This window comes from Paenirhizobium selenitireducens ATCC BAA-1503 (assembly GCF_000518785.1).
Taxonomy (GTDB): domain Bacteria; phylum Pseudomonadota; class Alphaproteobacteria; order Rhizobiales; family Rhizobiaceae; genus Allorhizobium; species Allorhizobium selenitireducens.
In genome coordinates, this window is the sequence record NZ_KI912495.1 from 277,464 (window position 1) to 302,894 (window position 25,431).

General features: G+C 64.4%; 19 protein-coding genes. 12 read left to right on the forward strand and 7 right to left on the reverse strand.

All coding sequences use genetic code 11. The annotated features are described in order from the left end of the window. Window positions 1-98 precede the first annotated feature (98 nt). The 4 genes from L867_RS27610 to L867_RS0122390 all read left to right on the forward strand — a co-directional run bounded on the left by L867_RS27610 (window position 99) and on the right by L867_RS0122390 (window position 5,970). The gene (locus tag L867_RS27610; protein WP_146086614.1) at window positions 99-362 is read left to right on the forward strand and encodes a hypothetical protein; all 264 of its coding nucleotides are present in this window, start codon (window positions 99-101) and stop codon (window positions 360-362) included. A gap of 47 nt (window positions 363-409) precedes the next feature. Beyond that, window positions 410-2,203: an acyl-CoA dehydrogenase C-terminal domain-containing protein gene (locus tag L867_RS0122380; RefSeq protein WP_028738903.1), complete on the forward strand. Its 1,794-nt coding sequence runs from the start codon at window positions 410-412 to the stop codon at window positions 2,201-2,203. Between the two features lie 167 nt (window positions 2,204-2,370). After that, complete coding sequence (locus tag L867_RS0122385; RefSeq protein WP_028738904.1) at window positions 2,371-3,579, forward strand: acetyl-CoA C-acetyltransferase; 1,209 nt, start codon at window positions 2,371-2,373, stop codon at window positions 3,577-3,579. A 174-nt stretch (window positions 3,580-3,753) separates the two neighbouring features. Continuing rightward, entirely contained in the window at window positions 3,754-5,970 is a 2,217-nt protein-coding gene (locus L867_RS0122390; RefSeq protein ID WP_028738905.1) for an FAD-dependent oxidoreductase, read from the forward strand. Between the two features lie 231 nt (window positions 5,971-6,201). Here the strand turns inward: L867_RS0122390 and L867_RS0122395 are convergent, their stop codons facing one another. Genes L867_RS0122395 through L867_RS0122405 form a run of 3 tightly spaced genes read right to left on the reverse strand, consistent with a single transcriptional unit; the run spans window position 6,202 to window position 8,413 of the window. Next, window positions 6,202-6,711: a GNAT family N-acetyltransferase gene (locus tag L867_RS0122395; RefSeq protein ID WP_028738906.1), complete on the reverse strand. Its 510-nt coding sequence runs from the start codon at window positions 6,709-6,711 to the stop codon at window positions 6,202-6,204. Next, window positions 6,708-7,796, reverse strand: a complete 1,089-nt coding sequence (locus tag L867_RS0122400) for a helix-turn-helix domain-containing protein (RefSeq protein WP_028738907.1) — start codon at window positions 7,794-7,796, stop codon at window positions 6,708-6,710. The genes L867_RS0122395 and L867_RS0122400 overlap by 4 nt, the downstream gene beginning before the upstream one ends. 2 nt (window positions 7,797-7,798) lie before the next feature. Beyond that, on the reverse strand, window positions 7,799-8,413 hold the full coding sequence (locus L867_RS0122405) for a hypothetical protein (RefSeq protein ID WP_028738908.1): 615 nt from the start codon (window positions 8,411-8,413) through the stop codon (window positions 7,799-7,801). Window positions 8,414-9,035: 622 nt separating this feature from the next. Between L867_RS0122405 and L867_RS0122410 the strand changes: the two genes are divergently transcribed. Continuing rightward, a complete protein-coding gene (locus L867_RS0122410) occupies window positions 9,036-9,422 on the forward strand; it encodes a hypothetical protein (protein ID WP_146086613.1) in 387 nt (128 codons plus the stop codon). A 26-nt stretch (window positions 9,423-9,448) separates the two neighbouring features. Here the strand turns inward: L867_RS0122410 and L867_RS26155 are convergent, their stop codons facing one another. Then, complete coding sequence (locus tag L867_RS26155) at window positions 9,449-10,492, reverse strand: glycerophosphodiester phosphodiesterase family protein (RefSeq protein ID WP_051439164.1); 1,044 nt, start codon at window positions 10,490-10,492, stop codon at window positions 9,449-9,451. 304 nt (window positions 10,493-10,796) lie between these two features. Here L867_RS26155 and L867_RS0122420 point away from each other — a divergent pair, with 304 nt between their 5' ends. Continuing rightward, entirely contained in the window at window positions 10,797-11,804 is a 1,008-nt protein-coding gene (locus tag L867_RS0122420) for an MBL fold metallo-hydrolase (protein WP_028738910.1), read from the forward strand. Window positions 11,805-11,909: 105 nt separating this feature from the next. Further along, window positions 11,910-13,625: a GH32 C-terminal domain-containing protein gene (locus tag L867_RS0122425; RefSeq protein ID WP_028738911.1), complete on the forward strand. Its 1,716-nt coding sequence runs from the start codon at window positions 11,910-11,912 to the stop codon at window positions 13,623-13,625. A gap of 7 nt (window positions 13,626-13,632) precedes the next feature. Here the strand turns inward: L867_RS0122425 and L867_RS0122430 are convergent, their stop codons facing one another. Further along, complete coding sequence (locus L867_RS0122430; RefSeq protein WP_028738912.1) at window positions 13,633-15,045, reverse strand: serine/threonine protein kinase; 1,413 nt, start codon at window positions 15,043-15,045, stop codon at window positions 13,633-13,635. Window positions 15,046-15,064: 19 nt separating this feature from the next. After that, the gene (locus L867_RS0122435; protein WP_028738913.1) at window positions 15,065-15,805 is read right to left on the reverse strand and encodes a metallophosphoesterase family protein; all 741 of its coding nucleotides are present in this window, start codon (window positions 15,803-15,805) and stop codon (window positions 15,065-15,067) included. Between the two features lie 235 nt (window positions 15,806-16,040). Here L867_RS0122435 and L867_RS0122440 point away from each other — a divergent pair, with 235 nt between their 5' ends. Both L867_RS0122440 and L867_RS0122445 read left to right on the forward strand, forming a co-directional pair. Continuing rightward, entirely contained in the window at window positions 16,041-17,531 is a 1,491-nt protein-coding gene (locus tag L867_RS0122440) for a pyruvate kinase (RefSeq protein WP_028738914.1), read from the forward strand. A gap of 219 nt (window positions 17,532-17,750) precedes the next feature. Next, the gene (locus L867_RS0122445) at window positions 17,751-18,653 is read left to right on the forward strand and encodes a YiiX/YebB-like N1pC/P60 family cysteine hydrolase (protein WP_028738915.1); all 903 of its coding nucleotides are present in this window, start codon (window positions 17,751-17,753) and stop codon (window positions 18,651-18,653) included. A gap of 28 nt (window positions 18,654-18,681) precedes the next feature. Here the strand turns inward: L867_RS0122445 and L867_RS0122450 are convergent, their stop codons facing one another. Then, window positions 18,682-22,191 carry a hybrid sensor histidine kinase/response regulator gene (locus tag L867_RS0122450; RefSeq protein ID WP_028738916.1) on the reverse strand — a complete coding sequence of 1,170 codons (3,510 nt, stop codon included), beginning with the start codon at window positions 22,189-22,191 and terminating at the stop codon, window positions 18,682-18,684. 218 nt (window positions 22,192-22,409) lie between these two features. On the opposite strand from L867_RS0122450, the gene mscL reads away from it, so the two are divergent. The 3 genes from mscL (at window position 22,410) to galE (ending at window position 25,395) form a co-directional block, all read left to right on the forward strand. Then, the gene (gene mscL / locus L867_RS0122455; protein WP_028738917.1) at window positions 22,410-22,835 is read left to right on the forward strand and encodes a large conductance mechanosensitive channel protein MscL; all 426 of its coding nucleotides are present in this window, start codon (window positions 22,410-22,412) and stop codon (window positions 22,833-22,835) included. A 165-nt stretch (window positions 22,836-23,000) separates the two neighbouring features. After that, window positions 23,001-24,170, forward strand: coding sequence for a pyridoxal phosphate-dependent aminotransferase (locus L867_RS0122460; protein ID WP_028738918.1), 1,170 nt, complete (start codon window positions 23,001-23,003; stop codon window positions 24,168-24,170). 190 nt (window positions 24,171-24,360) lie between these two features. Continuing rightward, on the forward strand, window positions 24,361-25,395 hold the full coding sequence (galE, locus tag L867_RS0122465; protein ID WP_028738919.1) for a UDP-glucose 4-epimerase GalE: 1,035 nt from the start codon (window positions 24,361-24,363) through the stop codon (window positions 25,393-25,395). Window positions 25,396-25,431: the final 36 nt, after the last annotated feature.

A 25,431-nucleotide genomic window follows, 5' to 3' on the forward strand; every position in this document is an offset into this window, starting at 1 on the left:
TCTTGCTCGCTTCGGTTCAGGTCGCCCCGGACCGAAGGTCCCGGGGTGTGGTGATGCTCGGCGATGGTCGGCTCCGGTCGCTTGCCCGGAACAGATGCTTGGCGGTGGCTTGGGCCGGATATCCGGATGCCGCCGCGACGCAGTGCGGATCATCACCTTTCGCCCGCAACAATTCACGAAACGTGGTAAACAACTCGTTAACCGGACTGAAAAAACTTTTAACGCTTTCTGAATTATCCTGCGCTGGGGGGCTCGTGGATTCGGCTGTGCAGGTGCGACCGGGCAGCGGGAAAGCGCAAAAAATCCTCCATGCTGCAGATTTTGACGTTTACGCAAACGTCAATATTTTATATATAGCCTGAACCCATCCGGACCCCGTCCGGCATCTAGTCTCGGAGGAAGATGATCCATGCCTGTCTACAAGGCCCCGGTAAACGATACGCTTTTCGTTCTGAACAATGTGCTCGGCCTCGACCGCTACCACAATCTGCCCGGTTTCGAGGACGCCACCCCGGACATGATCGAAGCCATTGTCGGCGAGGCCGCGAAGCTGGCCGAAGGACAGCTCTTCCCGCTCAACCTGTCTGGCGACCAGGAAGGCTGCAAGCGCAATGACGACGCAACCGTGACGGTGCCGAAGGGCTTCAAGGAGGCCTATGACGCCTATTGTCAGGGCGGCTGGATCGGTCTCGCAGTGCCGCAGGAATATGGCGGCCAGGGCCTGCCCTACACGCTGCACGCCGCCGTCGGCGAATACATGTCGTCCGCCAACATGGCGTTGATGATGTATCCGGGCCTGACCCAGGGTGCGATCGCCGCCATCCTCGTGCATGGTTCCGACGCGCAGAAGCAGACCTACCTGCCGAAGATGGTCGAGGGCACCTGGTCCGGCACCATGAACCTCACCGAACCCCATTGCGGCACCGACCTTGGCCTGCTGCGCACCAAGGCCGTTCCGCAGGGCGACGGCTCCTACAAGATTTCCGGCCAGAAGATCTTCATCTCGGCCGGCGAACACGGCATGACCGACAACATCATCCATCTGGTGATCGCCCGCATCGAGGGCGCGCCGGAAGGCACCAAGGGCATCTCGCTCTTCATCGTTCCGAAGTTCATGGTCAACGAAGACGGTTCGGTCGGCGCGCGTAACACCGTTTCCTGCGGCGCGCTCGAGCACAAGATGGGCATCCACGGCAACTCGACCTGCGTGATGAACTATGACGAGGCGACCGGCTACCTGCTCGGCGCCGAGAACAAGGGCCTTGCCGCCATGTTCGTCATGATGAACGAGGCGCGCCTCGGCGTCGGTCTCCAGGGTCTGTCGATTGCCGAAGTCGCCTACCAGAACGCCGTCAACTATGCGCGCGAGCGCATCCAGGGCCGCTCTCTCTCCGGCGTCAAGGCGCCGGACAAGAAGGCCGATCCGATCATCGTTCACCCGGACATTCGTCGCGCGCTTCTGACCATCAAGTCCTTCACCGAAGCCGGCCGCGCCTTCACGCTGTGGACGGCGCTGAAATCCGACATCGCCCATCGTTCGGGTGATGCGACCGAAAAGCAGACGGCTGACGACCTGCTCGGCCTCGCCACCCCGATCCTGAAGGGTGTTTTGACCGACAAGGGCTTCGACCATGCCGTGATGGCCCAGCAGGTCTTCGGCGGCCATGGCTATATCGAAGAACACGGGATGAGCCAGTATGTCCGCGATGCCCGCATCGCGATGATCTACGAGGGCGCCAACGGCATCCAGGCGCTCGACCTCGTCGGCCGCAAGCTCGGCGCCAATGGCGGCCGCGCCGTCATGGCCCTGTTCAAGGAGATCGGCGATTTCTGCGAGGAAAACCGCGCCGACGAGAACCTGGCCTTCTTCACCAAGTCGCTGAAGAAGGGCCTGAACGACCTGCAGGCCTCGACCATGTGGTTCATGCAGAACGCCATGGCCAAGCCCGACAATGCCGGCGCCGGCTCGACCGACTACATGCATATGTTCGGCCTTGTCGTGCTCGGCTACATGTGGGCGAAGATGGCCAAGGCCGCCAACGAAAGCCTGGCCGCCGGCACCGGCGATGCCGACTACTTCAAGAACAAGCTGCTCACCGGCCGCTTCTTCATGGAGAAGATCATGCCGGAAACGGCACTGCGCAAGATCCGCATCGAGGCCGGCGCCGACAGCGTCATGGAAATGGCCGCCGAAGCGTTCTGATCCTCCCCTTCTCCCCACCGGGGAGAAGGTGGCCCGACAGGGCCGGATGAGGGGGCGCTTGCGCAACCGGCCCCCTCATCGCCTCGCATTCGCTCGGCACTTCTCCCCACTGGGGAGAAGAGGGACAAGGAAATTTCGGCGCCCGCGCGCCCCAAGGGAGAGAACCAATGACCGACGTATTCATCTACGACCACGTGCGCACCCCGCGCGGCCGTGGCAAGAAGGATGGCTCGCTGCACGAAGTGCCGACGCCCCGCCTTGCCGCCAAGGCGCTCGAAGCGTTGCGCGACCGCAACGGCCTCGACACATCGACCGTCGACGACATCATCTTCGGCTGCGTCGACCCGGTCATGGAAGCCGGCGCCGTCATCCCCAAGGCCGCCGCCTTCGAAGCCGGCTATGCCTTCTCGGCCCCCGGCATCCAGATCTCGCGCTTCTGCGCCTCCGGCCTCGACGCCATCAACCTCGCCGCCGGCAAGGTCATGGCCGGTTCCGACGACATCGTCATTGCCGGCGGCGTGGAGAGCATGTCGCGCATCGGCATGGGCATGTCCGGCGGCGCCTGGTACATGGACCCCTCGGTCAACTTCCCGTCCTATTTCATGCCGCAGGGCGTGTCGGCCGACCTGATCGCCACCAAATACGGCTTCTCGCGCGACGACGTAGACGCCTATGCCGTCGAGAGCCAGAAGCGCTCCGCCGCCTCCTGGGAAAAGGGCCATTTCGCCAAGTCGGTCATTCCGGTGAAGGACCAGAACGGCCTCGTCATCCTCGACCGTGACGAGCACATGCGCCCCGGCACCGACATGCAGTCGCTGGCAAGCCTCCAGGCCTCCTTCCAGATGCCCGGTGAGATGGGCGGCTTCGAAGCCGTCGCCATCCAGGCCCATCCGGAGATCGAGAAGATTTCCTACGTCCACCATGCCGGCAATTCGTCGGGCATCGTCGACGGCGCCGCAGCCGTGCTGGTCGGCTCCAAGGCCGGCGGCCAGTCGATGGGCCTGAAGCCGCGCGCCCGCATCCGCGCCTTCACCAATATCGGCTCCGATCCGGCCCTGATGCTGACCGGCCCGGTCGACGTCACCGAGAAGCTGCTGAAGCGCTCCGGCATGAAGATCTCCGACATCGACCTGTTCGAGCTGAACGAGGCCTTCGCCGCCGTCGTCCTGCGCTTCATGCAGCATTTCAACGTCAGCCACGACGTGATGAACGTCGCCGGCGGCGCGATCGCCATGGGCCATCCGCTCGGCGCCACCGGCGCCATGATCCTCGGCACCGTGCTCGACGAACTGGAGCGGCGCGACCTGAACACCGCGCTCGTCACGCTCTGCATCGGCGCCGGCATGGGCACGGCGACGATCATCGAGAGAGTTTGAAGGAACGCCCCCTCATCCGCCTGCCGGCACCTTCTCCCCGAGGGGAGAAGAGCAACTGCCGCAACGCATCCGATCCTCCTCTCCCCTCGGGGAGAGGGTGGCCGAGCGAAGCGGAGGCCGGGTGAGGGGGCTGCTCTGCACAACACCGAAATTCAAGGGAAGAGGAATCCCATCATGAGCACCTACAAGAACTTCACCATCGAGACCGACGCCGACGGCATTGCGCTGGTCACCTGGAACATGCCCGACAAGTCGATGAACGTCTTCACCGTCGAGGTGATGGACGAGATCGAGAAAATCGTTGATGCGACCGTCGCCGATGCTGCCGTCAAGGGCGTGGTCTTCACGTCGGGCAAGTCGACCTTCTCCGGCGGCGCCGATCTCACCATGATCAAGGGCATGTTCGCCATGCTCGAGGACGAAAAGGCGAAGAACCCCGACAGCGCGGTCAAGAAGCTGTTCGACGCCGCCGGCCGCATGTCCTGGCTGTGGCGCAAGATCGAGACCAACGGCAAGCCCTGGGTCGCCGCGATCAACGGCACCTGCATGGGCGGCGCCTTCGAGCTGGCGCTGTCCTGCCACGGCCGCGTCGCCTCCAATGCCAAGTCGGTGAAGCTCGCGCTTCCTGAAGTCAAGGTCGGCATCTTCCCCGGCGCCGGCGGCACCCAGCGTGTCGCCCGCCTCACCGGCACGCAGGATGCCCTGCAGATGATGACCACCGGTCAGTCGCTCACCGCCTCGCGCGCCAAGGCGATGAACCTCGTGCACCAGGTGGTCGAGCCCGACCAGCTGATCCCGGCCGCCAAGCAGATGATCAAGGACGGTCTGAAACCCGTCGCCCCCTGGGACGAAAAGGGCTTCAAGGCCCCCGGCGGCGGTATCTGGACCCCCGCTGCTGCCCAGCTCTGGCCGGCCGCCTCGGCGATCCTGCGCCGCGAAACCGCCGGCAATTATCCGGCAACACTCGCCATCCTGAAGAGCGTCTATGAAGGCCTGCAGGTTCCCTTCGAAACCGGCCTTCGCATCGAGCAGCGTTACTTCACCGAGATCGTCCAGACCACCGAAGCCTTCTCGATGATCCGCTCGCTGTTCGTCTCGATGCAGGAACTCGGCAAGGGCGCCCGCCGCCCGGCCGGCGTACCGAAGTCCGAGTTCAACAAGGTCGGCGTGGTCGGCGCCGGCTTCATGGGCGCCTCCATCGCCTATGTGACCGCTGCCGCCGGCATCCCGGTCGTCTTGATCGACCGCGACATCGAAGCCGCCACCAAGGGCAAGACCCATTCCGAAGGCCTGGTCGCCGGCGCCGTCGGCAAGGGCAAGATGTCGAAGGAAGACGGCGAAAAGCTGCTTTCCCTCATCACCCCTTCCGCCGACTATGCCTCGCTGTCGGATGCCGCCCTCGTCGTCGAGGCCGTCTTTGAAGACCGCGACGTGAAGAAGGCCGTCATCGAGGCGGTCGAAGCCGTGCTGCCCGAGGGCTCGATCTTTGCCTCCAATACCTCGACCCTGCCGATCACCGGCCTGGCCAAGAACTCGAAGCGTCCGGCCCAGTTCATCGGCGTGCATTTCTTCTCGCCCGTCGAGAAGATGATGCTGACCGAAGTCATCCTCGGCAAGGAAACCGGCGACAAGGCGCTGGCCGTCGCGCTCGACTATGTCGCCGCGATCCGCAAGACCCCGATCGTCGTCAACGACACCCGCGGCTTCTACGTCAACCGTTGCGTCTTCCGCTACATCCACGAAGCCTATGACATGCTGATCGAGGGCGTTCCGCCGATCATGATCGAGAATGCCGCCAAGATGGCCGGCATGCCGGTCGGCCCGCTGTCGCTCAACGACGAGGTGGCGATCGATCTCAGCCAGAAGATCCTCAAGGCCTCGATCGCCGATCTGGGTGAAGCCTCGGTCGAACCGAAGCACATGACGCTGATCAACAAGCTGGTCGACGAGCTTGACCGCCGCGGCCGCAAGAACGGCAGGGGCTTCTACGAATATCCGGCCAAGCCGGCCAAGAAGTTCCTCTGGCCGGGCCTGAAGGACCTGTTTGCCCAGAAGAAGGCCGACGAGGTCGACGTCGAAGTGCTCAAGCAGCGCCTGCTCGTCACCATCGCGCTGGAAGCGGCCCGCACCATGGAAGAGGGCATCGTCACCGACCCGCGTGAAGCCGATGTCGGCTCCATCCTCGGCTTCGGCTTCGCCCCCTATACCGGCGGTACGCTCTCCTACATCGACGGCATGGGCGTCAGGACCTTCGTGGAACTCTGCGAAAAGCTCGCCGCAGAGTACGGCGACCACTTCCGTCCGACCCCGCTGTTGAAGGAAATGGCCGCCAAGGGCGAAACCTTCTACGGCCGCTTCGACCCCTACGGCGCCAGCGCCAAAGCTGCCTGACGCCGCGTCCTTCTCCCCGCCTGCGGGGAGAAGGTGCCCGGAGGGCGGATGAGGGGCCAAGCGCCACGTTCACCGCGACACATCACCCGGCATCTGGCCCACGGTCAGGTGCCGGTTTCTTTTTGATCTGAGGCCTACGACTCGCTCGACTTCCTCTTCTTTCCCCACGGGGAGAAGGTGCCCGAAGGGCGGATGAGGGGGCCGCACGCTCCACGCGCGCCGGCCACGCCCTCACAAGACCCGCTCAAACATCACCACCGGCTTGTCCTGATAGGTGCTGCGGGCAAACTCCGTCATCCCCATCTTCGCCGCGATCCGCAACGAAGGCCCGTTCTCCGGCGCGATGATGCAGGTCGCTCTCTTCCCGGAAAAATTCTCGGCCCCCCAGTCAAACAGTCCCCTCGCTGCCTCGCTGGCATAGCCGAGCCCCTGGGCTTGCGGATGGATTGTCCACCCGGCCTCCATCGACCCCTCAAGCGAAGGCGAAATCTCGCGCCGGAGATCCTGGAAACCGATCTGCCCGACAAACCGCTTCGTCTCGCGCTCCTCGATGGAGAAATAGCCGAACCCCAGATAATGCCAGCCGCCGGCCTGCCGCAGAAAGCGCGTCCACATCTGCTCGACGGTGAACGAGCCGGAACTCATGTGAACCAGAATATCCGGATGCGACCACATCGCCTCATAGGCTTCGAAGTCGCCAAGTTCGGGCCGGCGCAGCCGCAGGCGAGGGGTGGTGATCATTTAATGAGACGAAGTCTGGGCTTTTCGCTTCCTCCAGCGGGTGCTCCGTAAAGTACCGTGGATTCTTCTTCATCGAATTGGAGAAGTCTAGAAAAGTCCGAAGCAGTGTATCCCAACGTATCTTTGTGCAAGGCGAGGATATGATCGAATAGCCGTGTGGTCTCATGCGGAAACTGAGTTTCCGCTGGCTCCGTTTTCCTCCAGCCTCTCGCGCTCAATTGGCGCCACAGGTAAGAGGATTGATTCTCCGAGATCAGCTTTGCTGCGCCCGCCCGATAGAGCAAAGATGCCACCGATACACGCCAGTATTGCTTTAACTGGACAAGCCGTTCCAATGTGACGCGTCCACCTATCAAATCCGAGCGCAGTTGCGCGGCAGGAGCCAGCAATTCGCCAGCGAATAGGTCCGCTTCAGCTTCCATCTCTTCAGTAGGAACAGAATGCATAATGAGATGCCCAAGTTCGTGAGCAAGGGAATGCCTCATCCGGTCTGCTGGAGCCTTGCGATTAAGGAAGATTATTGGTGGTACATCGCGCAACCTCATCGTCACTCCGTCAACGTTCTCGACGAAGTCGCATATGATCACAAGGATACCGGCGCGTTCGCATAGCGCCGTCAGGTTCCGAATGGGTCCGTCAGATATCATCCACGAGCGACGTATAAGCTGAGCGACCTTATCCGCGCCTCCAGCTTCGTCGGCATCGATCCGAGGTAGGGGAAGCTCGGATGAGAGTTCAATCGAAGTAAGAAATCGCCGAAGGTGCATAACTCTTAAATTTAATTCGGCATGAAGCCTCTTTAAATCGGAGGAAAGCACCGAGGCTCGCTTACGCCATGCTACATCGTGCACGCTTAATGGGAGGCCGGAAATTTCATCATTCTGATAAAAAAAACCTTTGGGGAATTTCAAAACTCGAGAAACTGAATCAATAGTCGATTCAGAAGGGGCTCCGTTCAGAAGCCCCCGTTCTATTCGTGAATAATGTCCCTGATCGAGCCCTGCCGCCTCCGAAACTTCCGTTTGACTCATTCCTCGGTATTGTCTCGCAAGCAAAAGCAACTCAGAGTTGAATTGCGTTGTCATAATTATCCATCACGTTTCTTCTGTTCTTTCGCCTCACTATCCGGCTTGGATTGCTTGAGGCTGGCGAGCCTCTGAGGGTCAAGGCTCTCCTCAAAGAGCTCCGGTTCAGTGACCTGATTCACGACACCTGTCGTGCCGAGTTCAATCTTCCAAAGCCACTCGCCATTGGCGCGAGCAGATACGCCAACCCAAACGATCGCCGTTTCGAACTCGTTTAACACATAACAGAGTTCTACACGCTGCAGCCCGGAAAATCCGTACAAGTCTATGTCATGTTCATCGAAAGCACGCGCCTCAGGCGTTGGGTAGTTTGACGTCGCCAGAGAGAGGTCCGCATGCTTGAAGCGAAAGAGGACAGCATCCTCTAAAATAAACGAAATGGTATCTCGGTGAGGTACGAGCTTGACGCCCGGATCTTCCAGCGCCAAAGTGTGAAGCTCCTTTATAGCCTCTTCCCAGACAATTCCGCGAAATGTGGACTTCCTGAGCCATCGGGCGCGCTGGGGATATTGGAGCACCGCACTCGCCCACGCCTTGTGAATTGCCACAAAAACTTTGGAGGCGCGATCGTTCTCCAGCAGCACTTGCTGTACAAAATCCCGAAGCGGCAAAGGCATACGAATCTCCTATCTTCAAAACACTATTGCATAGATTTTTACAAAAGCAATGTCATAATATGCGCAATGCTATGCGCGAAACTGGTCGGCGGGAGTCGCAGTTGCGCGGATGGAAGCACTAGGTTGAGCGAGGCACATGCGGCCCCCAGCCGACAAAAAAGCTTCCCCACCCGAACCCCAATCCTCCCACCGCCCAAAAAAATCCCCCCACATTTTCCCCGCCCCGTGACCCCGTGGCATAATCCCCCCTGCCTCCGTCGTCGGATGTGTCGCGAGACGTTGCGGCGCAGGCGGGGGCCGGCGCTTCGGGGTTGGTTGTAACGTGCAGCCGGCGTCGGAGAGGCGGTGAGGCGGGGCGGGCGCAAGCCCGCACCTCAAGCTCCCCCCGGGCGAAAGCCCGGTTTGGGTCGTCCATGGAAGGCCGGGGCGAATGTCTACGGCCGCAGCGGAGCGAGCATGCCGTCTGAAAGGGGCGAAATCCCCTGGAGAACGCCGAAGGCCACGCAAGGGCGGTGCCTTATTCTAATTTATTGTGCGGTGCTGCCCTTGCGTGGGCCTCCGGACTGAGACGCAAACCCCGGGCGGAAGCCGCGCCGGGCGGATGATCTATGGGAAAACGGCCATGGCGGGACGAAAGACCAGGAAGAAGCGCCGCAAGGCGCGCCACGTGAAGACGCTCGAGGGCCTGCCGCCGGACGAGTGGAAGCGCTATGTTTTCGGCGATCTCCAGCACATTCCGCTGGAACAGGCGCCGATCCAGGTCGGTTCGGAGGCCTTCCGCTGGATCTGGCTTGGCAAGGGCGCCGACCTGTTCGGCTATTGGCGGACCTGTCCCTTCCCGATCTGCCGGCGTCACAGTCACTGCCTCGCCGAATACTGGCCGAAGGGCGAGCCGACAAAGGCCCATGTCATGCGTCCGCCCTGCTGCCATGGCGACGAGGCCATGTACCAGCGCCTGTTGACGTGGATGCACGAGGCCGCCGCCGCCAGGGCGGCCGCAGGGAAATGAGGCGCGATGCCCCGTCCGGAAGCTTCTCAGCTGCCGGCACCGCCATAGTGCCGGCGCAGGCCCTGGCGGCCCAGCCAGTCGATCAGCGCCTTCGGCTCGTCGGTCTGGATGATGGTCGCGCCGCGGGCGATCCAGAAGCCGTAGACTTCGTCCGGCTTTCCGCCGGCAAAGGCGAGCCCGTCGCCGCGTCCGCCGGCGACCATGCCCTCGGGCCGGTCGGTGATCGGATAGGTGTTGATCCACAGGTGGAAATCGTCGCGGATCGCCGCCGCGCGCGCCTGCGGTGAAAACAGCGGCCCGCCGGTTTCGGTCAGCGGCTCGGAGGCGTCCTTGCGCCAGTGGATCATCTCGGTGGCGCGGGTGGAAAAGGCCCGGGCAACCCGCTCGACGAAGGCGGCGTCGCGCACCGCGTCGTCGGCGAGGATCGGCATGAAGGCGACGTCCGGGCCGATCCGGCCGAGCACCGCCCGGGCGCGCTCCAGTCGCTCGTCGTTCCAGATCGCCGTCTTGATCAGGATGCCGTCGGCTGTGCCGAGCCCGCGCGCCGTCGCGACGATCTCGACGAGGTCCTCCGGCTCGAGCTTGTTGTCGATGTTGACGAAAATTCGGCCGCGGGCATGGATCAGCATCTCGGCAAGCGTCGGCACCGTCTCGTCGGTGACGATGCCGCTGCCCTCGACGACCAGCCGGCAGGCCCTGAGCGTGGAAAGCGTGGTGTCGGAAACCTTGCCCCGGCAGGTCGTGGTCCGCTCCAGCGTCGCGTCGTGCATGACGACCAGAACGCCGTCCTTCGAGCGACGCACGTCGAGCTCGACCATTTCGACGCCGATGGCCGCGGCATTGTCGATCGCCGCCTTCGAGTTCTCCGCCCGCACCACCTCGCCCATTTCCTTCCAGCCGGCGCGGTGGGCGACGACCATGATGTGGTCGCGCCACTGGTTGGCGTTCGACAGCCGGTCGCGGATCAGCCCGGCATGGCCGGCCGGTGCTGCCGGGCCGATCGAGGCGTCCGAGGGCAGGAGCGGAACGAGCGAGAGAAGCACGGCGAGAATCGGGGCGGTCAAGCGCATGGCGGCTCCTGGTCCGGATGGTTGCACGCAACCGCCATAGATCGCGTCGGTCACAGACCGATGAAGAAACGGTGACGGTTCGGTGACGGACGAAAGGACGAGAGGCCGACAGACCGATCCCGCTTGCAAAGGGCAAGCCGATGCGGCTCTATGGATCGGGGATACCCCGGCAAATGCAGGGGCTTTGGGGAATGGCATGGGCAAGGGGCAGGGGCGCGCCGGCGCTGCGGGAAGTTCAGGCGATCGGCCGGCGGGCCGGCCGCGTGTGTCTGCGGCTCGGCTATCTGGCGCGTGGGTCGCCGGCATGAAACACCTGCTCGCCGTCGCCCTGTTGGGGGTGGTGCTGTCCGGCTGCCACACGATGGGGGAGGGCGATCCTGCTCAGCCGCATCCGGGCCTCCTGCCGCCCGGCCTGCGTTCCGCCGGCCTGGCGCTGCATCACCTCAACATTGCCTCCGGCCTCTATGTCCGCCGCGCGGAAGCGGATGACGGTCTGGTTCTGCCGCGGCAACAGGCGCTCGCCGGCCTCGGCATCCGCGGCGACAGCCTTACCTGGCTCGGCCATTCCTCGGTCCTGCTCAGGCTCGGCGGCGTGACCATCCTGACCGATCCGGTCCTTGCCGGCGGCTTTTCGCTCGAAAGCCCGCTGCCGCACCGCCATGCAGCACCTCCGCTTGGCCTCGACGACCTGCCGCCGATCGACATCGTCGTCATCTCCCATGGCGACTACGACCATCTGCACACGCCGTCGCTGAAGGCGATCGCCGACCGCTTTCCGAAGGCCCGAATCCTGCTGCCGGACGGGTTGGAGAAATACGGCGAGGAGGCCGGTTTCGCCGCGGTCGACCATCCGTTGGTCGGTGGGACGGTGGTCGCCGGCCGTGCCCGCTTGACGGCGCTTGAGGCCGTCCACGGCACCCGCCGCAACCTGCTCGCCAAGCTCGACGGCGATGCCTATTCCTGGGATATCCGCGTTGCCGGCCGCTCGGTGCTGTTCGTTGGCGACAGTGCCCATGACGGCGCGGTCTTCGGCGAGATCGGCAGGAGTCGCGGGCCCTATGACCTGGCGCTGGTGCCGATCGGCGCCTTCGAGCCGTCGCCGCTGGTGGCCGACATGCATTCGACGCCGGAAGACGCCGCCCTTATTCTGGCCGAACTGCGCGCTAAGCTCGGCATCGGCATTCATTGGGGAACCTTCGCGCTCTCGCCCGAACCGCTGCGTGCCCCGGCCGACCGTTTCCTCGCCGCGAGCGACGGCCACCGCCGCGCCCGGGTCCTGCGGATCGGCGAGACGCTAGCCCTCGGTCGCTAGGGAACCTGCAGGACGACCCGATCGTTGTCGAAAGAAAACGAAATGGAAGGACAAGCGGCCATGGCGCAAGAGAAGGGCGATGCCCCGGGATCGACCGGCGAGGCGATGGCGCAAAGCGGTGCTTCCGGGCCGCAGGAGGCCGACACCCTGCGCATCATTCCCGCCGACCTTCCGGTCAACGCCACGCTGCATCTGTGGCTGAAGGCCGTGCATGCCGACAAGCCCGGTTCGGTGTCGCTTCACAGCGCCAATGGCAAGTTCGGCGAGGTCCAGGCGGTCAATGCCGAGGAGAATTCCTTCCGCATCTACCACGTCTTCGGCGGCGGCCGCATCGAGCTGCGTTATGACAGCGCGGAGACCTCGGTCTCGGTCGCCTACTGGTTCACTGCGGCCGACGTGCTGGAGACCGGCATCACCGTGCTGCACACCAATCCGGTCAACGCCCCGCCGGATCTGCCCGCCGGCTATCACTTCCGCCCGCCCTTCGGCTGGATGAACGATCCGAACGGTTTCGGCCGTTTCGGCGGCCGGCCACATCTGTTCTACCAGCACTATTCGCATGGCCGCATGTGGAACAACATGCACTGGGGCCACGCGGTCTCGTCCGACTATCTGCGCTGGCGCCACCTGCCGGTCTTCCTCTTCCCCTCGGAGGAGCTTTCCGCGCGTCCCGACAAGCGCGGCGGGGCCTTTTCCGGCTCGGCCATTCCCCTGCCCAGCGGTCCGGGCATAAGGGTGTTCTTCACCGAGAAGATGAGCGAGCGCCAGCCTGAGCAGGAGATCCAGATGTCGGCCGTTTCCGCCGACCTGTTCAGCGCCGGCGAGGCTTCGGTCATCCTGCCGCACCGGCCGGAGGGCGAGGGGCTGACGCTCGATTTCCGCGATCCTTACGTCTTCAAGGGCCCCGACGGGCGGTGGAAGATGCTGCTCGGCAGCCAGAGCGACGAAGGCGGCGTGATCCTGCTTTACGAGACGCAGGACCCGCAGGCGGCAGGCGGCTGGACCTATCTCGGCAAGCTGATGGTCGAAACGCGCCACAGCACCACGGCGATCGAATGCCCCTGCCTGCTGCCGCTCGACGGCGGGGCGACCGATCCCGCCACGCGCTGGGCGCTGATCTATGGCTTGATGAACGGCACGGACGAGCGCACGGGCCGGCAGAACCTCACCATGGTCGATGTCGGTTGGTTCGACGGCCGGGAATTCTCCCGCGAGTTTTGCCGGGAACTCGATTTCATCACCGACAATTATGCCTTCCAGGCCTTCATGGATGGTGGAAACCCTGTCGGCATCGGCTGGCTCGGCAATTGGGCGGATACCGGCCCGGCGATCGATTTCCCCTCGGCGATGACCCTGCCGCGCACGCTGAAGCTCGAGGACGGGCAACTGCTCACCCCGCCGATCGGCGCGGCGGAAAGCCTGCGCAGCCACATCATCGACCGGACGCGGCTGGCGGCCGGCCAAACCGTCTCCTTCGTCAACGGCGCGGTGGAGCTGCTGTTCGAGCTGCGCGAGGCGGGTCTGCCCTTCGACCTCACATTCGACCATCCGGAGGTCGCGCTCGGCCTTGTGCAGGACGAGACGGGGCTCTGGCTGCGCTATGAGCGACAGGGCCGGACCGCGCCGCGCTACATCGTCGAGGGCGCACAGGTGCGCCGGGTGCGGATCTTCCTCGACTACGGCTCGATCGAGGTCTTCGCCGATGACGGCCGGATCGCCGGCACCAAGCGGATCGCCGGCTTCGAGCCTGTCCGCTCGGCCCGCCTTTCGGCGGCGCCCGATGCCGTTCCCCGTGCGACGGTCTGGGCGCTGCGCCTCTAGGCGGGCTTCATTCCGCAGGCTCGGCGGCGTGGCGGACCCGAACGACGGTCACGGTACAGGGCGCCTGCGCGGCCACTTCGCCGGACACGCTGCCAAGCAGCGAGCGCATGGCGGAATTGGCGCGGGCACCCATGACGATGTGGTCGACGATATTCTCGCGCGCATAGTCGAGGATCGCGGCGGCCGGCGAGACGGCTTCGATCACGTGATAGGTGATCGAGCCCTCCGGCGCCTTCAGCGGTTCGGCCCAGTGCTTGAGCTGGACGAGCCGCGCGACGTGCTTGTTGTTGCCCTCGGCGTCAAGGTCGCTCTCAAGGCTGATGCGGGCGATCTTCAGCACGTTCAGGCAGGCGATGCGGGCATTGGGCGTCTTCTCGATGATGCGGCTGACCGAAAGGCGCAGCGCATCGGCGAGTTCGGCGGAGCCGTCCGAAAGGTCGATCGCCACCATGACGATCGGCGCGCCGGCCGCACTTTCCGCTGCCGCTTGCGGGCGCAGCAGTTCCATCGGGTCCGGGTTGAAGCGCCGCTTGATCACCGCCCCCCAGCCGTCACGCTTGAGCTTTTCGGCCCGCGTGGTCAGCGTGACCTTGGAGAGATCCTGCAGGTCCATCATCAGCTGTGCCGCCGTCGGATAGCGGCGGGACGGGTTGACCTCGAGGCAGCGCAGGATCACCTCCTGCAGCGGCTTCGGCAGGTCGGGGGCCAGTGCTCGCGGCGGCACGGGATCGCGCCACAGGCGTTTCTTCAACCCCTTCAGCCGCTGCGGATCGCCGAACGGACGCCTGGCCGTGGCGAAGAAATACATCAGCACGCCGAGCGCGAAGATGTCGCTGCGGAAGTCGCTGCGCACGCCGAGAATCTGTTCCGGCGCCATATAGGGCGCCGTGCCGTAGGGCAGGCGGAATTCCTCGTCCATCAGGTCGGGCAGGTGCAGGTGGCGGGCGAGACCGTAGTCGATCAGCACGGCCTCACCGGTCTCGCGGAACATGATGTTCGACGGCTTGATGTCGAGATGGACGACGTTCTGGCGGTGCAGGTCGACGAGGGCCGCGGCGATCCGGCAGCCGAGCGAGGCGACCTCCTCGGCCGGCCGCGGCAGATCGTCGAGCATCGGATAGAGCGACTTCCCGGTGAGCCGTTCGAAGACAATGTAAGGCTGAGTGGCGAAATCGCCGTTGGCGATGAAACGTGGGACATGGCGGCCGGAGAGCCGGGGCAGGATCATCTGTTCCATCTCGAAACCGACGATCATCGCCGGATCGGTGCCGGCCCCCATTTCCGGCACCTTCATCAGCATGGGGAAGTCGTGGTCCGGATGGGTGACGCTGAACAGCTGCGCCATGCCGCCGCGATGGGCAGGATCGCCAATTGTGAAGCCGTCTATCACGTCGCCCGGATATACTTTGGCCTTCGGCATGCGTTTCCGTCCCCCCGGATCATTTTCCCTTGAACAACCTGGTGGCCAGCCCTTCGGGAAGCCCCACGGCCCTGATTCTCGCGGCCGCACCCTCAATGTCATAGCCGACCCGATGAAATTCGAGTTCGCCCCGATCGGTGTCGAGAATACCGTAGGCGGCGCCGGGATTGCCGTCGCGCGGCTGACCGACGGCCCCCATCACAGCAAGCCAGCGGCGCTGCGGCAAAAGCGGAATTCCGGTCGAAGACGAGGGAGCAAACGGGGTCGTCTTGCCGTTCGCGCCGAGACAATAGAGCGCCGGACGGTGGATGTGGCCGCAGAAGCTGACCCGCGCGCGGCAAGCCTGCAGATGCGCGGCCGCCGTCTCCGCGTCGCTGACATAGTGAAAGCGGGCGGGGGCCGATGCGTCGGCGTGCACATAGAGCCGTTCGCCGTCCTCGACCTCCAGCGGCAGGCCGCAAAGATAGGCCTTCTGCGCATCGCTCAGCTGGGTTCGCGTCCAGTCGATCGCCGCACGCGCCGTCTCGTTCATCGAAACGGACGGATCAGACACCGCCTGGTCATGGTTGCCGCGAATGACGATCGCGCCGCCGCCAGCAAGCTCCATCGTCTTGTCGACGCACCAGACCGGATCGCCGCCATAGCCGACGATGTCGCCGAGGATCACGTGACGCGCCGCACCCCGCTCGCTCGCGGCGGCGAGAACGGCCTGGAACGCCTGGCGATTGGCGTGAATGTCCGACATGATGGCGATCCGCATGGCCCCTCCCTGGCGATGAATGATCGGACAGACAGCCTAGGGGGGATTTGCGCCCGGCGCTATTGGCCGGAAGGAGGGGGCGGTCGTTTTCCGAGGCTATCTGTCGCATACGGATTTCGTCATATATCGGTCAAAGCGATAGGTTAGGATAAGCTTCGGCTCCATGAGGCCCGTCCAGCCGCGTTTTCCCAAGCACCGGCCGTGCGGGATTCGCAGGGTGAAAGAGGGGAAGTGCATGAACAGCCAGGATTTCCGCCGCGAGGCATTGCAGGCTTCGGCCCTGCTCGATGAGCTGCTGGCGCTGCGTGTGGCCGTGGTCGAGGCCGCGACACCGCTGATCGCTGGTTTTGCCGGAAGCGAAGGAATGCCGGCCGACCCCGCGATCGCCAACCTCGCCCACTATCTCTGCCTGCGCCACCATGATCTCCGGCCGCTGCAACGTCGCCTGATGTGCCTCGGCCTGTCGTCGCTCGGCCGACTGGAAAGCCGGGTGCTGCCGACGCTGGATGCCGTGATCGTCGCGCTTGCGGCGCTCGCCGGCCGCGAAAAGCCGATGGCCATGCCGTCCGAGGCGGAATTCTTCGACGGCGAAGTGCGCCTCGAGGAGGCATCCTCGGCCCTGTTCGGCAAGCCGCCGGCCAATCGCCGCACCCGGATCATGGTCACGCTGCCGAGCGAGGCGGCGGACGGTCCAGACTTCATTCTCGACCTGGCCCGTCGCGGCATGGACGTGGCGCGCATCAATTGCGCGCATGACGGCCCGGATGCCTGGCGGGCCATGGCCGGTTTTGCCCGCGCCGCAGCCAAGGAAACCGGCCGCGACATTACCGTCCTGATGGACATTGCCGGACCGAAGATCCGCACAGCCGCAGTCGCCCTGCCGGACAAGAAGGCGCGGCTCCAGGCCGGCGACCGGATCCGCCTGGTCGCATCCGGCGTGCCGCGCACCTGCGCGGATGTCGTCTATTCCGCCGGCGTGTCGCTGCCGGAAATGGTCACCCGTCTCTCTGTCGGCGACCGCGTGCGTTATGACGATGGCAAGCTGGAAGCCGTGGTGGAAAGCCTTGAGGACGGCGAGGCGGTGGTCCGCGTCGAAAAGACCAAGGCGCGCGGCTCGAAGCTGAAGCCGGAAAAGGGCATCAACCTGCCCGATACCGCACTCGGCCTGTCGCCGCTCACCGCCAAGGACGAGACCGACCTCGTCACCGTGATCGAATGCGCCGACATGATCGGCTATTCCTTCGTCAGCCGCCCGGAAGACATCGACCTGCTCGACAGCATGCTGGAACGGCACGGTATGGCCGACCGGACGCTCGGGTTGATCGCCAAGATCGAGCAGCCAGAGGCCGTACGCAACCTGCCGGCCCTGATCGCCAAGGCTCGCCGGCGTGGCCCGTTCGGGGTGATGATCGCGCGCGGCGACCTTGCCGCCGAGATCGGCTTCGAACGGCTGGCCGAGATGCAGGAGGAGATCCTGTGGATCAGCGAAGCCGCCTCGGTGCCCGCGGTCTGGGCGACGCAGGTGCTCGAGGACCTGGTGCGGGAGGGCATTCCGACCCGGGGCGAAATGACCGATGCCGCCATGGCCGCCCGGGCGGAATGCGTCATGCTCAACAAGGGGCCCGCCGTCGGCCAGGCGGTCGAACTGCTGGACCGGCTGCTTGCCCGCATGGACGAGCACATGTTCAAGAAGACGCCGACGCTCCGGGCGCTGAAATCCTGGTGATTCTGACGGCTATGCGACCTTCGGCCAGTCCGCGCGGTGATTGATTTGCCGCGCGCGTCGGATTAGGTATTTGCAAGAGTTTGGATAAATGGTGCCTGCGTGCGGATCGGGATCGGCGCAAGGGTGGGGACAGGCCTTGCTTCCGCATGACAATTGCTTTTTTTCGCCGCGTTTGCCGGCGTGCCTCCTGCAAAGGGAGCGCTTATGGCCTTTAGCGGGATGACACGCGTTCGTCTGCTGGCACGCGCCCTCTTTCTTGGCCTGTTGCTGTTCATGTCGGCCTGCACGACGGCCCAGAAGCCGGCTCCCGCCCCGCGGCCCGGCGATGTCCGGCTCGGCGATTGTTGCCAGCGGCCGGAACGCTACCCGAAGGGTCTCGTCACATTGGCTGAGCCGTTCGCCCCGGCGATCGGCAAGCTGGTCGCCGCCACCGTCTGGCGCAAGGGCTACCTGCTGCGCCACGAGCCGGCCATGGAGACCTTCCTGGCAGGGCTCCAGCCGCTCGACATCATCACCGTGAACAACAAGGGGCGCCTGTCGGGTCACACCATCCCCGGCCATTTCGGCCATGCCGCCATCTATGTCGGCACCGAACAGCAGTTGCGCCGCGCCGGCGTGTGGGATCTGCCGGCGATCCGCAAGTATCATGACGCGATCCGCAAGGGCGCGCTGTTCATCGAGGCGGACAACAAGGGCGTTCACCTGTCGGACGCTCCGCTGGCGCTCGACGCCGATGCCGTCGCCCAGTTGCGGCCGAGGGGCCTGAGCCAGGCCCGCCGGCGCCTGGCGCTCGTCGAATCCTACAAGCGCGTGGGCATGCCCTTCGACTATTATTTCGACCTCGACACCACGGCCTGCACCTTCTGCACCGAACTGATCAACACCGTGCTGCCCGAGATGCGATTGCCGCAGCGGCGCGTCTATGGCCGGCGTCTCATCCTGCCCGACGAGGTCGTCGCCGCAACGCTGCGTGGCCGCACCGGCTTTGCCTTCCAGCGCTATGTGCGGGCCGACCGCACTGGTTGGGACGTGCTGGGCCGCGAGGCGGTTGCCGCCGATCTTCGCGCCGCATGGCCGGCGGCGGAGCGCCCGCCGCAGGTGGCCGCCATAGCCGGCCGATAGACCGCCGATCTCGGCTGGGGCGGACGGCCTATTCCGCCGCCGTCTGCTTGAAGGCGGAGACCTGGGTGACGAAGGCGCGTAGCGCGGCCGGCCGCACCGGCTTGTGCTGCAGGGTGATGTTCTGCCGTTCCGCTTCCGCCCGCACCTCCGCCGTGCGATCGGCGGTGATGAGCAGGGCGGGAAGGTCGCTCTCGTAGAGTGCCCTCAGCCGCAGGATCGCGCCGATGCCGCTGCCGTCGCCCAGATGGTAGTCGGCGATGATGACGTCCGGCGGGGTCTTGTCGGCCGCAACGATGGCGTCGAGCGCTTCGATCGAGCCGGCGGAGGTGACGGTGCAGCCCCAGCCCGACAGCAGCAGTTCCATGCCCTCGATGATCTTCGGCTCGTTGTCGATGCACAGAACCCGCAGACCCTTCAGCGGTATCGCCCCCTTGCCGCTCGTCGGCATGTCCGAAACGGTTGCCGTCGCGGGCGCGGACTGGTCGAGCGGCATGACGACGCGGAAGGTCGTGCCCTTGCCCTGCTTGGAAGACAGTTGCACCGGGTGGTTCAGCACGCGGGCGATGCGATCGACGATCGACAGGCCAAGCCCGAGGCCGGACGCCGTGCGCATGCCCTCCTCGAGCCGGGCAAACTCCTTGAACACGGTGCGGAATTTCGACGCCGGAATGCCGATGCCCGAATCCATCACCTGGATGACGACCTCCTTGCCGTTGCGCCGCGCACCGACGAGCACGCGGCCGGACGGCGTATACTTGATGGCATTGGAGACGAGGTTCTGCACCAGCCGCCGCAACAGGTTGGGGTCGGAGCGGACGGTGAGCGAGGTCGGCATGACCACCAGCTTCAGGTTCTTCTCGCGGGCGATCGGCGCGAAGTCGGTCTCGATGCGTTCCAGCAAACCCTGCAGTGGCACGGCCGCCAGCCTTGGCTTCATCGCGCCGGTGTCGAGCCGGGAAATGTCGAGTACGGCGCCGAGGATGATCTCGACCGATTCCAGCGCGGAATCGATGTTGCGGACCATGCTGCTATTATCCGAATCCCCGAGCCGTTCGACCAGTGACGAGGAATAGAGCCGGGCGGCATTGAGCGGTTGCAGGATATCGTGGCCGGCTGCGGCGAAGAAGCGGGTCTTGCCGATATTCGCTTCGTCTGCCGCCGCGCGCGCCTCGGCCAGCGCATGGTTGACCCGGGTCAGCTCGGCCGTGCGCTCGCCGACCCGCTGTTCCAGCGTCTCGTTGGCCTGTTTCAGCGCCTTGTCGGCCGCCACCTGGCTGGTGATGTCGGTGAAGGTTGCGACGAAGCCCTTGTCCGGCATCGGATTGCAGCGCGCCTCGATGATGCGCTCGCCGGCCGCCGTAACCAGCCGGAACGGCTTGTCGAACTGGTGGAAGCGCTTGACCAGCTGGGCCTGATCTCCGGCGGCGACGTCGCCGCGTTGCGCCAGGATCGCCACAATCTCGGACAGCGGGAAGCCGACCTGGCCGACATGCTCGGGCAGGTCGAGCAGGCTGCGGAAACGGCGGTTCCAGATCGTCAACCGGTTGCTCGCGTCGAACACGGCGATGCCCTGGTCCATCTGCGACAGCGCGGTCTGCAGCATGTCCTGGTTATATTGCAGGGCCTCGCTCGCCTGGTCGAGCAGCCAGGCCGTGTCGGCGGAGGTGTCCTCTGCCTTCTGCAGGATCAGCGACAGCACCAGCCGGGCCGAGGACGAGCCGATCGCGCTGCCGAGCAATTGTTCGGAGAAATGGATGAAGGCCATGTCGGCCGGGCTGTCGTCGTCCAGCCGCCGGCCGGCCGCCTGTTCGTAGGAGCGGAAGGAGCGGTTCATCCGCTCGTCGCCGAGATAGCGGGCGATGGCGGCCTTCAGGTCGCCGACGGTGACCCTGGTCTTCCAGCCGCGCGTGGCGAATTGCGAGCGCGGATGGCGCTTGACGAAGATGCCGGACTGGATGCGCTCGACCGGGCGTGGATTACGGCTGAGCGAACCGATGACGAAGGCGGCGGTGTTGACCAGCAGGCTCAACAGCGTCGCATTGACCAGCGGATCGGCCTTGGCCGAGTTGAACATCTCGACCCCGGGGATGAGGAAGCCGAGGATCGATGAGGCGATCTGCGAATTGTCCTCGGCGCCAAGGCTGGGCAGGAACAGCAGGTAGGCCCAGACGAAGATGCCGGTGCTCAGTCCGGCGATGGCACCGCGGGCGTTCGCCCGGCGCCACACAAGCCCCCCGAACAGGGCCGGCGCAATCTGGGCGATGGCGGCGAAAGCCAGGAGGCCGATCGAGGCAAGCCCGGTCGTGTTGTCGGCCGAGCGATAATAGACATAGCCGAGCAGCATGACGGCGAAGATCGCCGAACGGCGGATATGCAGCAGCGTCTTGGCGAAATCGTCGCGATGGCTCGGCCGCGTCAGCAGCTTCTGCCGAAGGAAGATCGGCAGGATCATGTCGTTCGACACCATGATCGCCAGCGCCACCGAGGCGACGATGACCATGGCGGTCGCGGCGGAAAAGCCGCCGAGGAAGGTGATCAGCGAGACGATCCGCATCTCGCCATGCAGGGGCAGCGACAGGACGTAGAGATCGGCGTCGCCGCCGCCGTCGAAGGTCATGATCCCGCCGATCGCCGCCGGCAGGACGAAGATGTTGATCGCCACCAGATAGAGCGGCATCAGGATGCCCGCGAGCTTCAGTTCCCGGTTGGTGCGGTTTTCCACCACGGTGACATGGAACTGGCGCGGCAGCATGATGATGGCGAAAGCCGACAGCGCGATCAGCAGCAGCCACCGGCTGATCGGCGTCTCGTGCGACAGCGCCGTCATCACCGCCTGGTTCTCCGTCGCCTTTTGCCAGAGGTCGCTCGGACCGTTGAACAGGAAGAACACCACGTAGATGCCGAGCGTCCAGAACGCCACGAGCTTGACCACGGATTCCATGGCGATGGCGAGGATCAGGCCGTCCTGGTGCTCGGTGGCGTCGGTGTGGCGTGTGCCGAAGACGACGGCGAAGCAGGCGAGCAGGAAGGCGACGACCAGCGGCAGGTCGATGAAATAGAGATTGCCGGTGCCGATGCCGTATTCGGTCGGATCGACCATGGCGGAGACGGAACTGGACACGGCCTTCAATTGCAGGGCGATATAGGGGATCGTCCCGACCAGGCAGATGATCGTGACGAGCATGCCGACGATCGGGTTCTTGCCGTAGCGGGCGGCGATGAAGTCCGCGCCGGAGGTCAGCTTCTCCGCCTTCGCCAGATCGATGATGCGCCGGACGATCGGCATGCCGATGGTGAACATCAGGATCGGGCCGATATAGATGGCGGTGAATTCGAGGCCGTGCTCGGCCGCGAGCCCCACGCCGCCGAAATAGGTCCAGGAAGTGCAGTAGACGGCGAGGCTGAGCGCGTAGACGATCGGCCGGCCGTCTTCGGGCACGCCATGGGCACGGGTCTTCCGGTCGCCATAGCTCGCTACCGCAAACAGCAGCAGCAGATAGGCGAAGGCCGACGCAAAGATGACCCACCCTGGAAGCACGCTTCCTCCTCTAGAACGGCGTTCCAATGTCAGAGCGAGCTTAGGGTAAGTTCCGACGTTTTGAAATCGCTTGCGAATTGACCTTAAGTCGAAGGCGGCCGGAAGGGCAGCGCAAAATTCACGGTTCCCGAATGGTTTATCTTTCGCTAATCATTGGGGAAGCCTGGGCGCCGAGAAGCACGGCCGAGGATCGTCGAAGAGTTGAAAGGACACGGGAAATGCTGAATGAGTTCAAAACTTTCGTTGCGCGCGGCAATGTCATGGACCTCGCGGTGGGTGTGATCATCGGCGGGGCGTTCGGCCTGATCGTCAATTCCCTGGTCCAGGACATCGTCATGCCCCTGGTCGGCGTCGTCTTCGGCGGCTTCGACTTTTCCAACTATTTCCTGCCGCTGAGCTCCAAGGTGACCGCCACCTCGCTCGAAGCCGCCCGCGAGCAGGGCGCCGTCTTCGCCTATGGCAATTTCATCACCGTCATCATCAACTTCCTGATCCTCGCCTGGATCATCTTCCTCATGGTCAAGGGCGTGAACGCGCTGCGCGCCTCGCTTGAGAAGCAGGAGAAGAAGGAGGCGGACGCCGCCCCGCCGCCGGCCGACATCCAACTCCTGACCGAGATCCGCGACCTGCTGAAGTCGCGCTGACATCGGCATCCGCTAAGGCTTGCCTCCCGGCGGTGCCGGGAGCGGGCCGTTCGCACATCCATCACCGAAATCGATTCTGCCCTCACGGATTGTCATGGGATTTTCCCGGCGCAATCGGCTAGACCTCTTGGCTTACGAACAAACGCCGAATTGAAGAGGCTTGCCATGTCGCTTGTGAATGATCTCAGCCCGCGCGCCCTTGCCGCACCCGAAAGCGGCATCGTCGAGATCATCAACTATGCCCGTGGACGCGACGGTCTCCTGCCGCTCTGGGCGGGAGAGGGCGACCTTCCGAGCCCGGACTTCATCAATCGCGCGGCGAGCGATGCGCTCCTTGGCGGCGAAACCTTTTACACCTGGCAGCGCGGCATTCCGGAGCTGCGCGAGGCGCTGTCGCGCTACTATGCCCGCCATTTCGGCGTTGAGCTTTCGCCGGAACACTTCTACGTCACCGGCTCGGGCATGCAGGCGATCGCGCTCTCGGTCCAGGCGCTCACCCAACCCGGCGACGAGATGATCTACCTCTCGCCGGCCTGGCCGAACATCATCTCGGCGATCGAGATCGCCGGCGGCCGCGCCGTCGGGCTTCCGCTTACCTTCGCCAATGGTCGCTGGTCGCTCGACATCGACAAGCTGGAACAGGCGATCACACCGAAGACGCGCGGCCTGTTCATCAACACGCCCTCCAACCCCACCGGCTGGACGGCAACCCACGAAGACCTGAAGGCGATCCTCGAACTCGCACGTCGCCATGGCCTGTGGATCCTCGCCGACGAGATCTATGCGCTCTACTACTACGGCGGCGGACATCGAGCGCCGTCCTTTCTCGACGTCATGGTCGAGGGCGACCGCGTGCTGTTCGCCAACTCCTTCTCCAAGAACTGGTCGATGACCGGCTGGCGAGTCGGCTGGATCGTCGCCCCGCCGGAAACGGGGCAGGTTCTCGAAAACCTGATCCAGTATTCCACCTCCGGTGTCGCCCAGTTCATGCAGCGCGGCGCCGTGGCGGCGCTCGACCTGGGGGACGGCTTCGTTCGCGAGAACTTCGAGCGCGCGGCCAAGTCGCGCGACCTGCTCTGCGACGCCCTGATCGCCACCAACCGGGTCGAGACCCTGAAGCCCGACGGCGCGCTCTACGCCTTCCTGAAGATCGACGGCATCACCGACAGCCGCCAGGCGGCGCTCGACATCGTCGATCGCACCGGTGTGGCGCTCGCACCGGGTTCGGCCTTCGGCAAGGGTGGCGAGAACTTCCTGCGCGCCTGCTTCCTGCGCAATCCGAAACAGATCGAGGAAGCGGCCGACCGGCTGTGCCGCTACATCCTGGCATTCTGATCGCCGGGATCGGGCGCGGGTTCGGTCCTTCGCGCCCCGATCGATAAAATTCTATCGAAATTTGCAATAGTGTATTTTCTATACTTGTAACTAAACTGTGCCAATACTGAGCATGACTGCGGATTGTAAGCAAAATTAAAGCCGCGATTGCCTAGGGTCGTCCCGTGAATGAATTGCGGGAAGTATGAACATGGCGATCTTGGTAACGGGTGGGGCCGGCTATATTGGAAGCCACATGGTCTGGGCTCTGCTGGATGCAGGCGAGGACGTGGTGGTCATCGACCGGCTATCGACAGGTTTCCGCTGGGCCGTCGCGCCTCAGGCGCGGTTCTACCTCGGAGACATCGGCGACGCGGATCTGCTGCGGCAGGTCTTCTTCGAGAACCAGATCGAGGCGATCATACATTTCGCCGGTTCGATCGTCGTGCCGGAATCGGTGTCCGATCCGCTCGGCTACTACGAGAACAACACCGGCAATACCCGCAACCTGCTGTCGGCGGCCGTCAAGGCCGGGATCGACAAGCTGATCTTCTCGTCGACGGCCGCCGTCTACGGCACGCCCGCGGCCGCAGAGCCGGTCAAGGAAAGCGCGCCGCTCCTGCCGGAAAATCCCTATGGCCAGTCCAAGCTGATGAGCGAACTCATGCTGCGCGATACCGCCCGCGCCCATGATTTCCGCTATGTCGCGCTGCGCTACTTCAACGTCGCCGGCGCCGATCCGAAGGGCCGGACCGGCCAGTCGACCGACCGGGCGACCCATCTGATCAAGGTGGCCTGCGAGACCGCGCTCGGCAAGCGCCGCTCGGTTGCGGTCTATGGCACCGACTACCCGACGCACGACGGCACGGGCGTTCGTGACTACATCCATGTGAGCGACCTGGTTCAGGCGCATCTGCGGGCGCTCGCCTATCTGCGTCGTGGCGAGCCGTCGCTGGTCGCCAATTGCGGCTATGGATCGGGCTATTCCGTGCTCGACGTGCTGGCTGCGGTGGCCCGGGTCGCCGGCCGTCCGTTTGCCGTCGAATATTGTCCGCGCCGCGCCGGCGACGCAGCCTTCATCGTCGCGGATTCGACGCTGGCGCGCCAGACACTCGGCTGGTCGCCGCACTACGCCGATCTTGACGTGATCGTCGAAACGGCGCTGGCCTGGGAAGAGCGCCTCGAGCAGGATGCGACCCACGACATCGGCGCTTTGCGCCGTCGTCTCGCCGCAGGCGGGTTCTGATCAAGCGGCGGCCGAGGGCCGCCGAGCCCCCTCTCG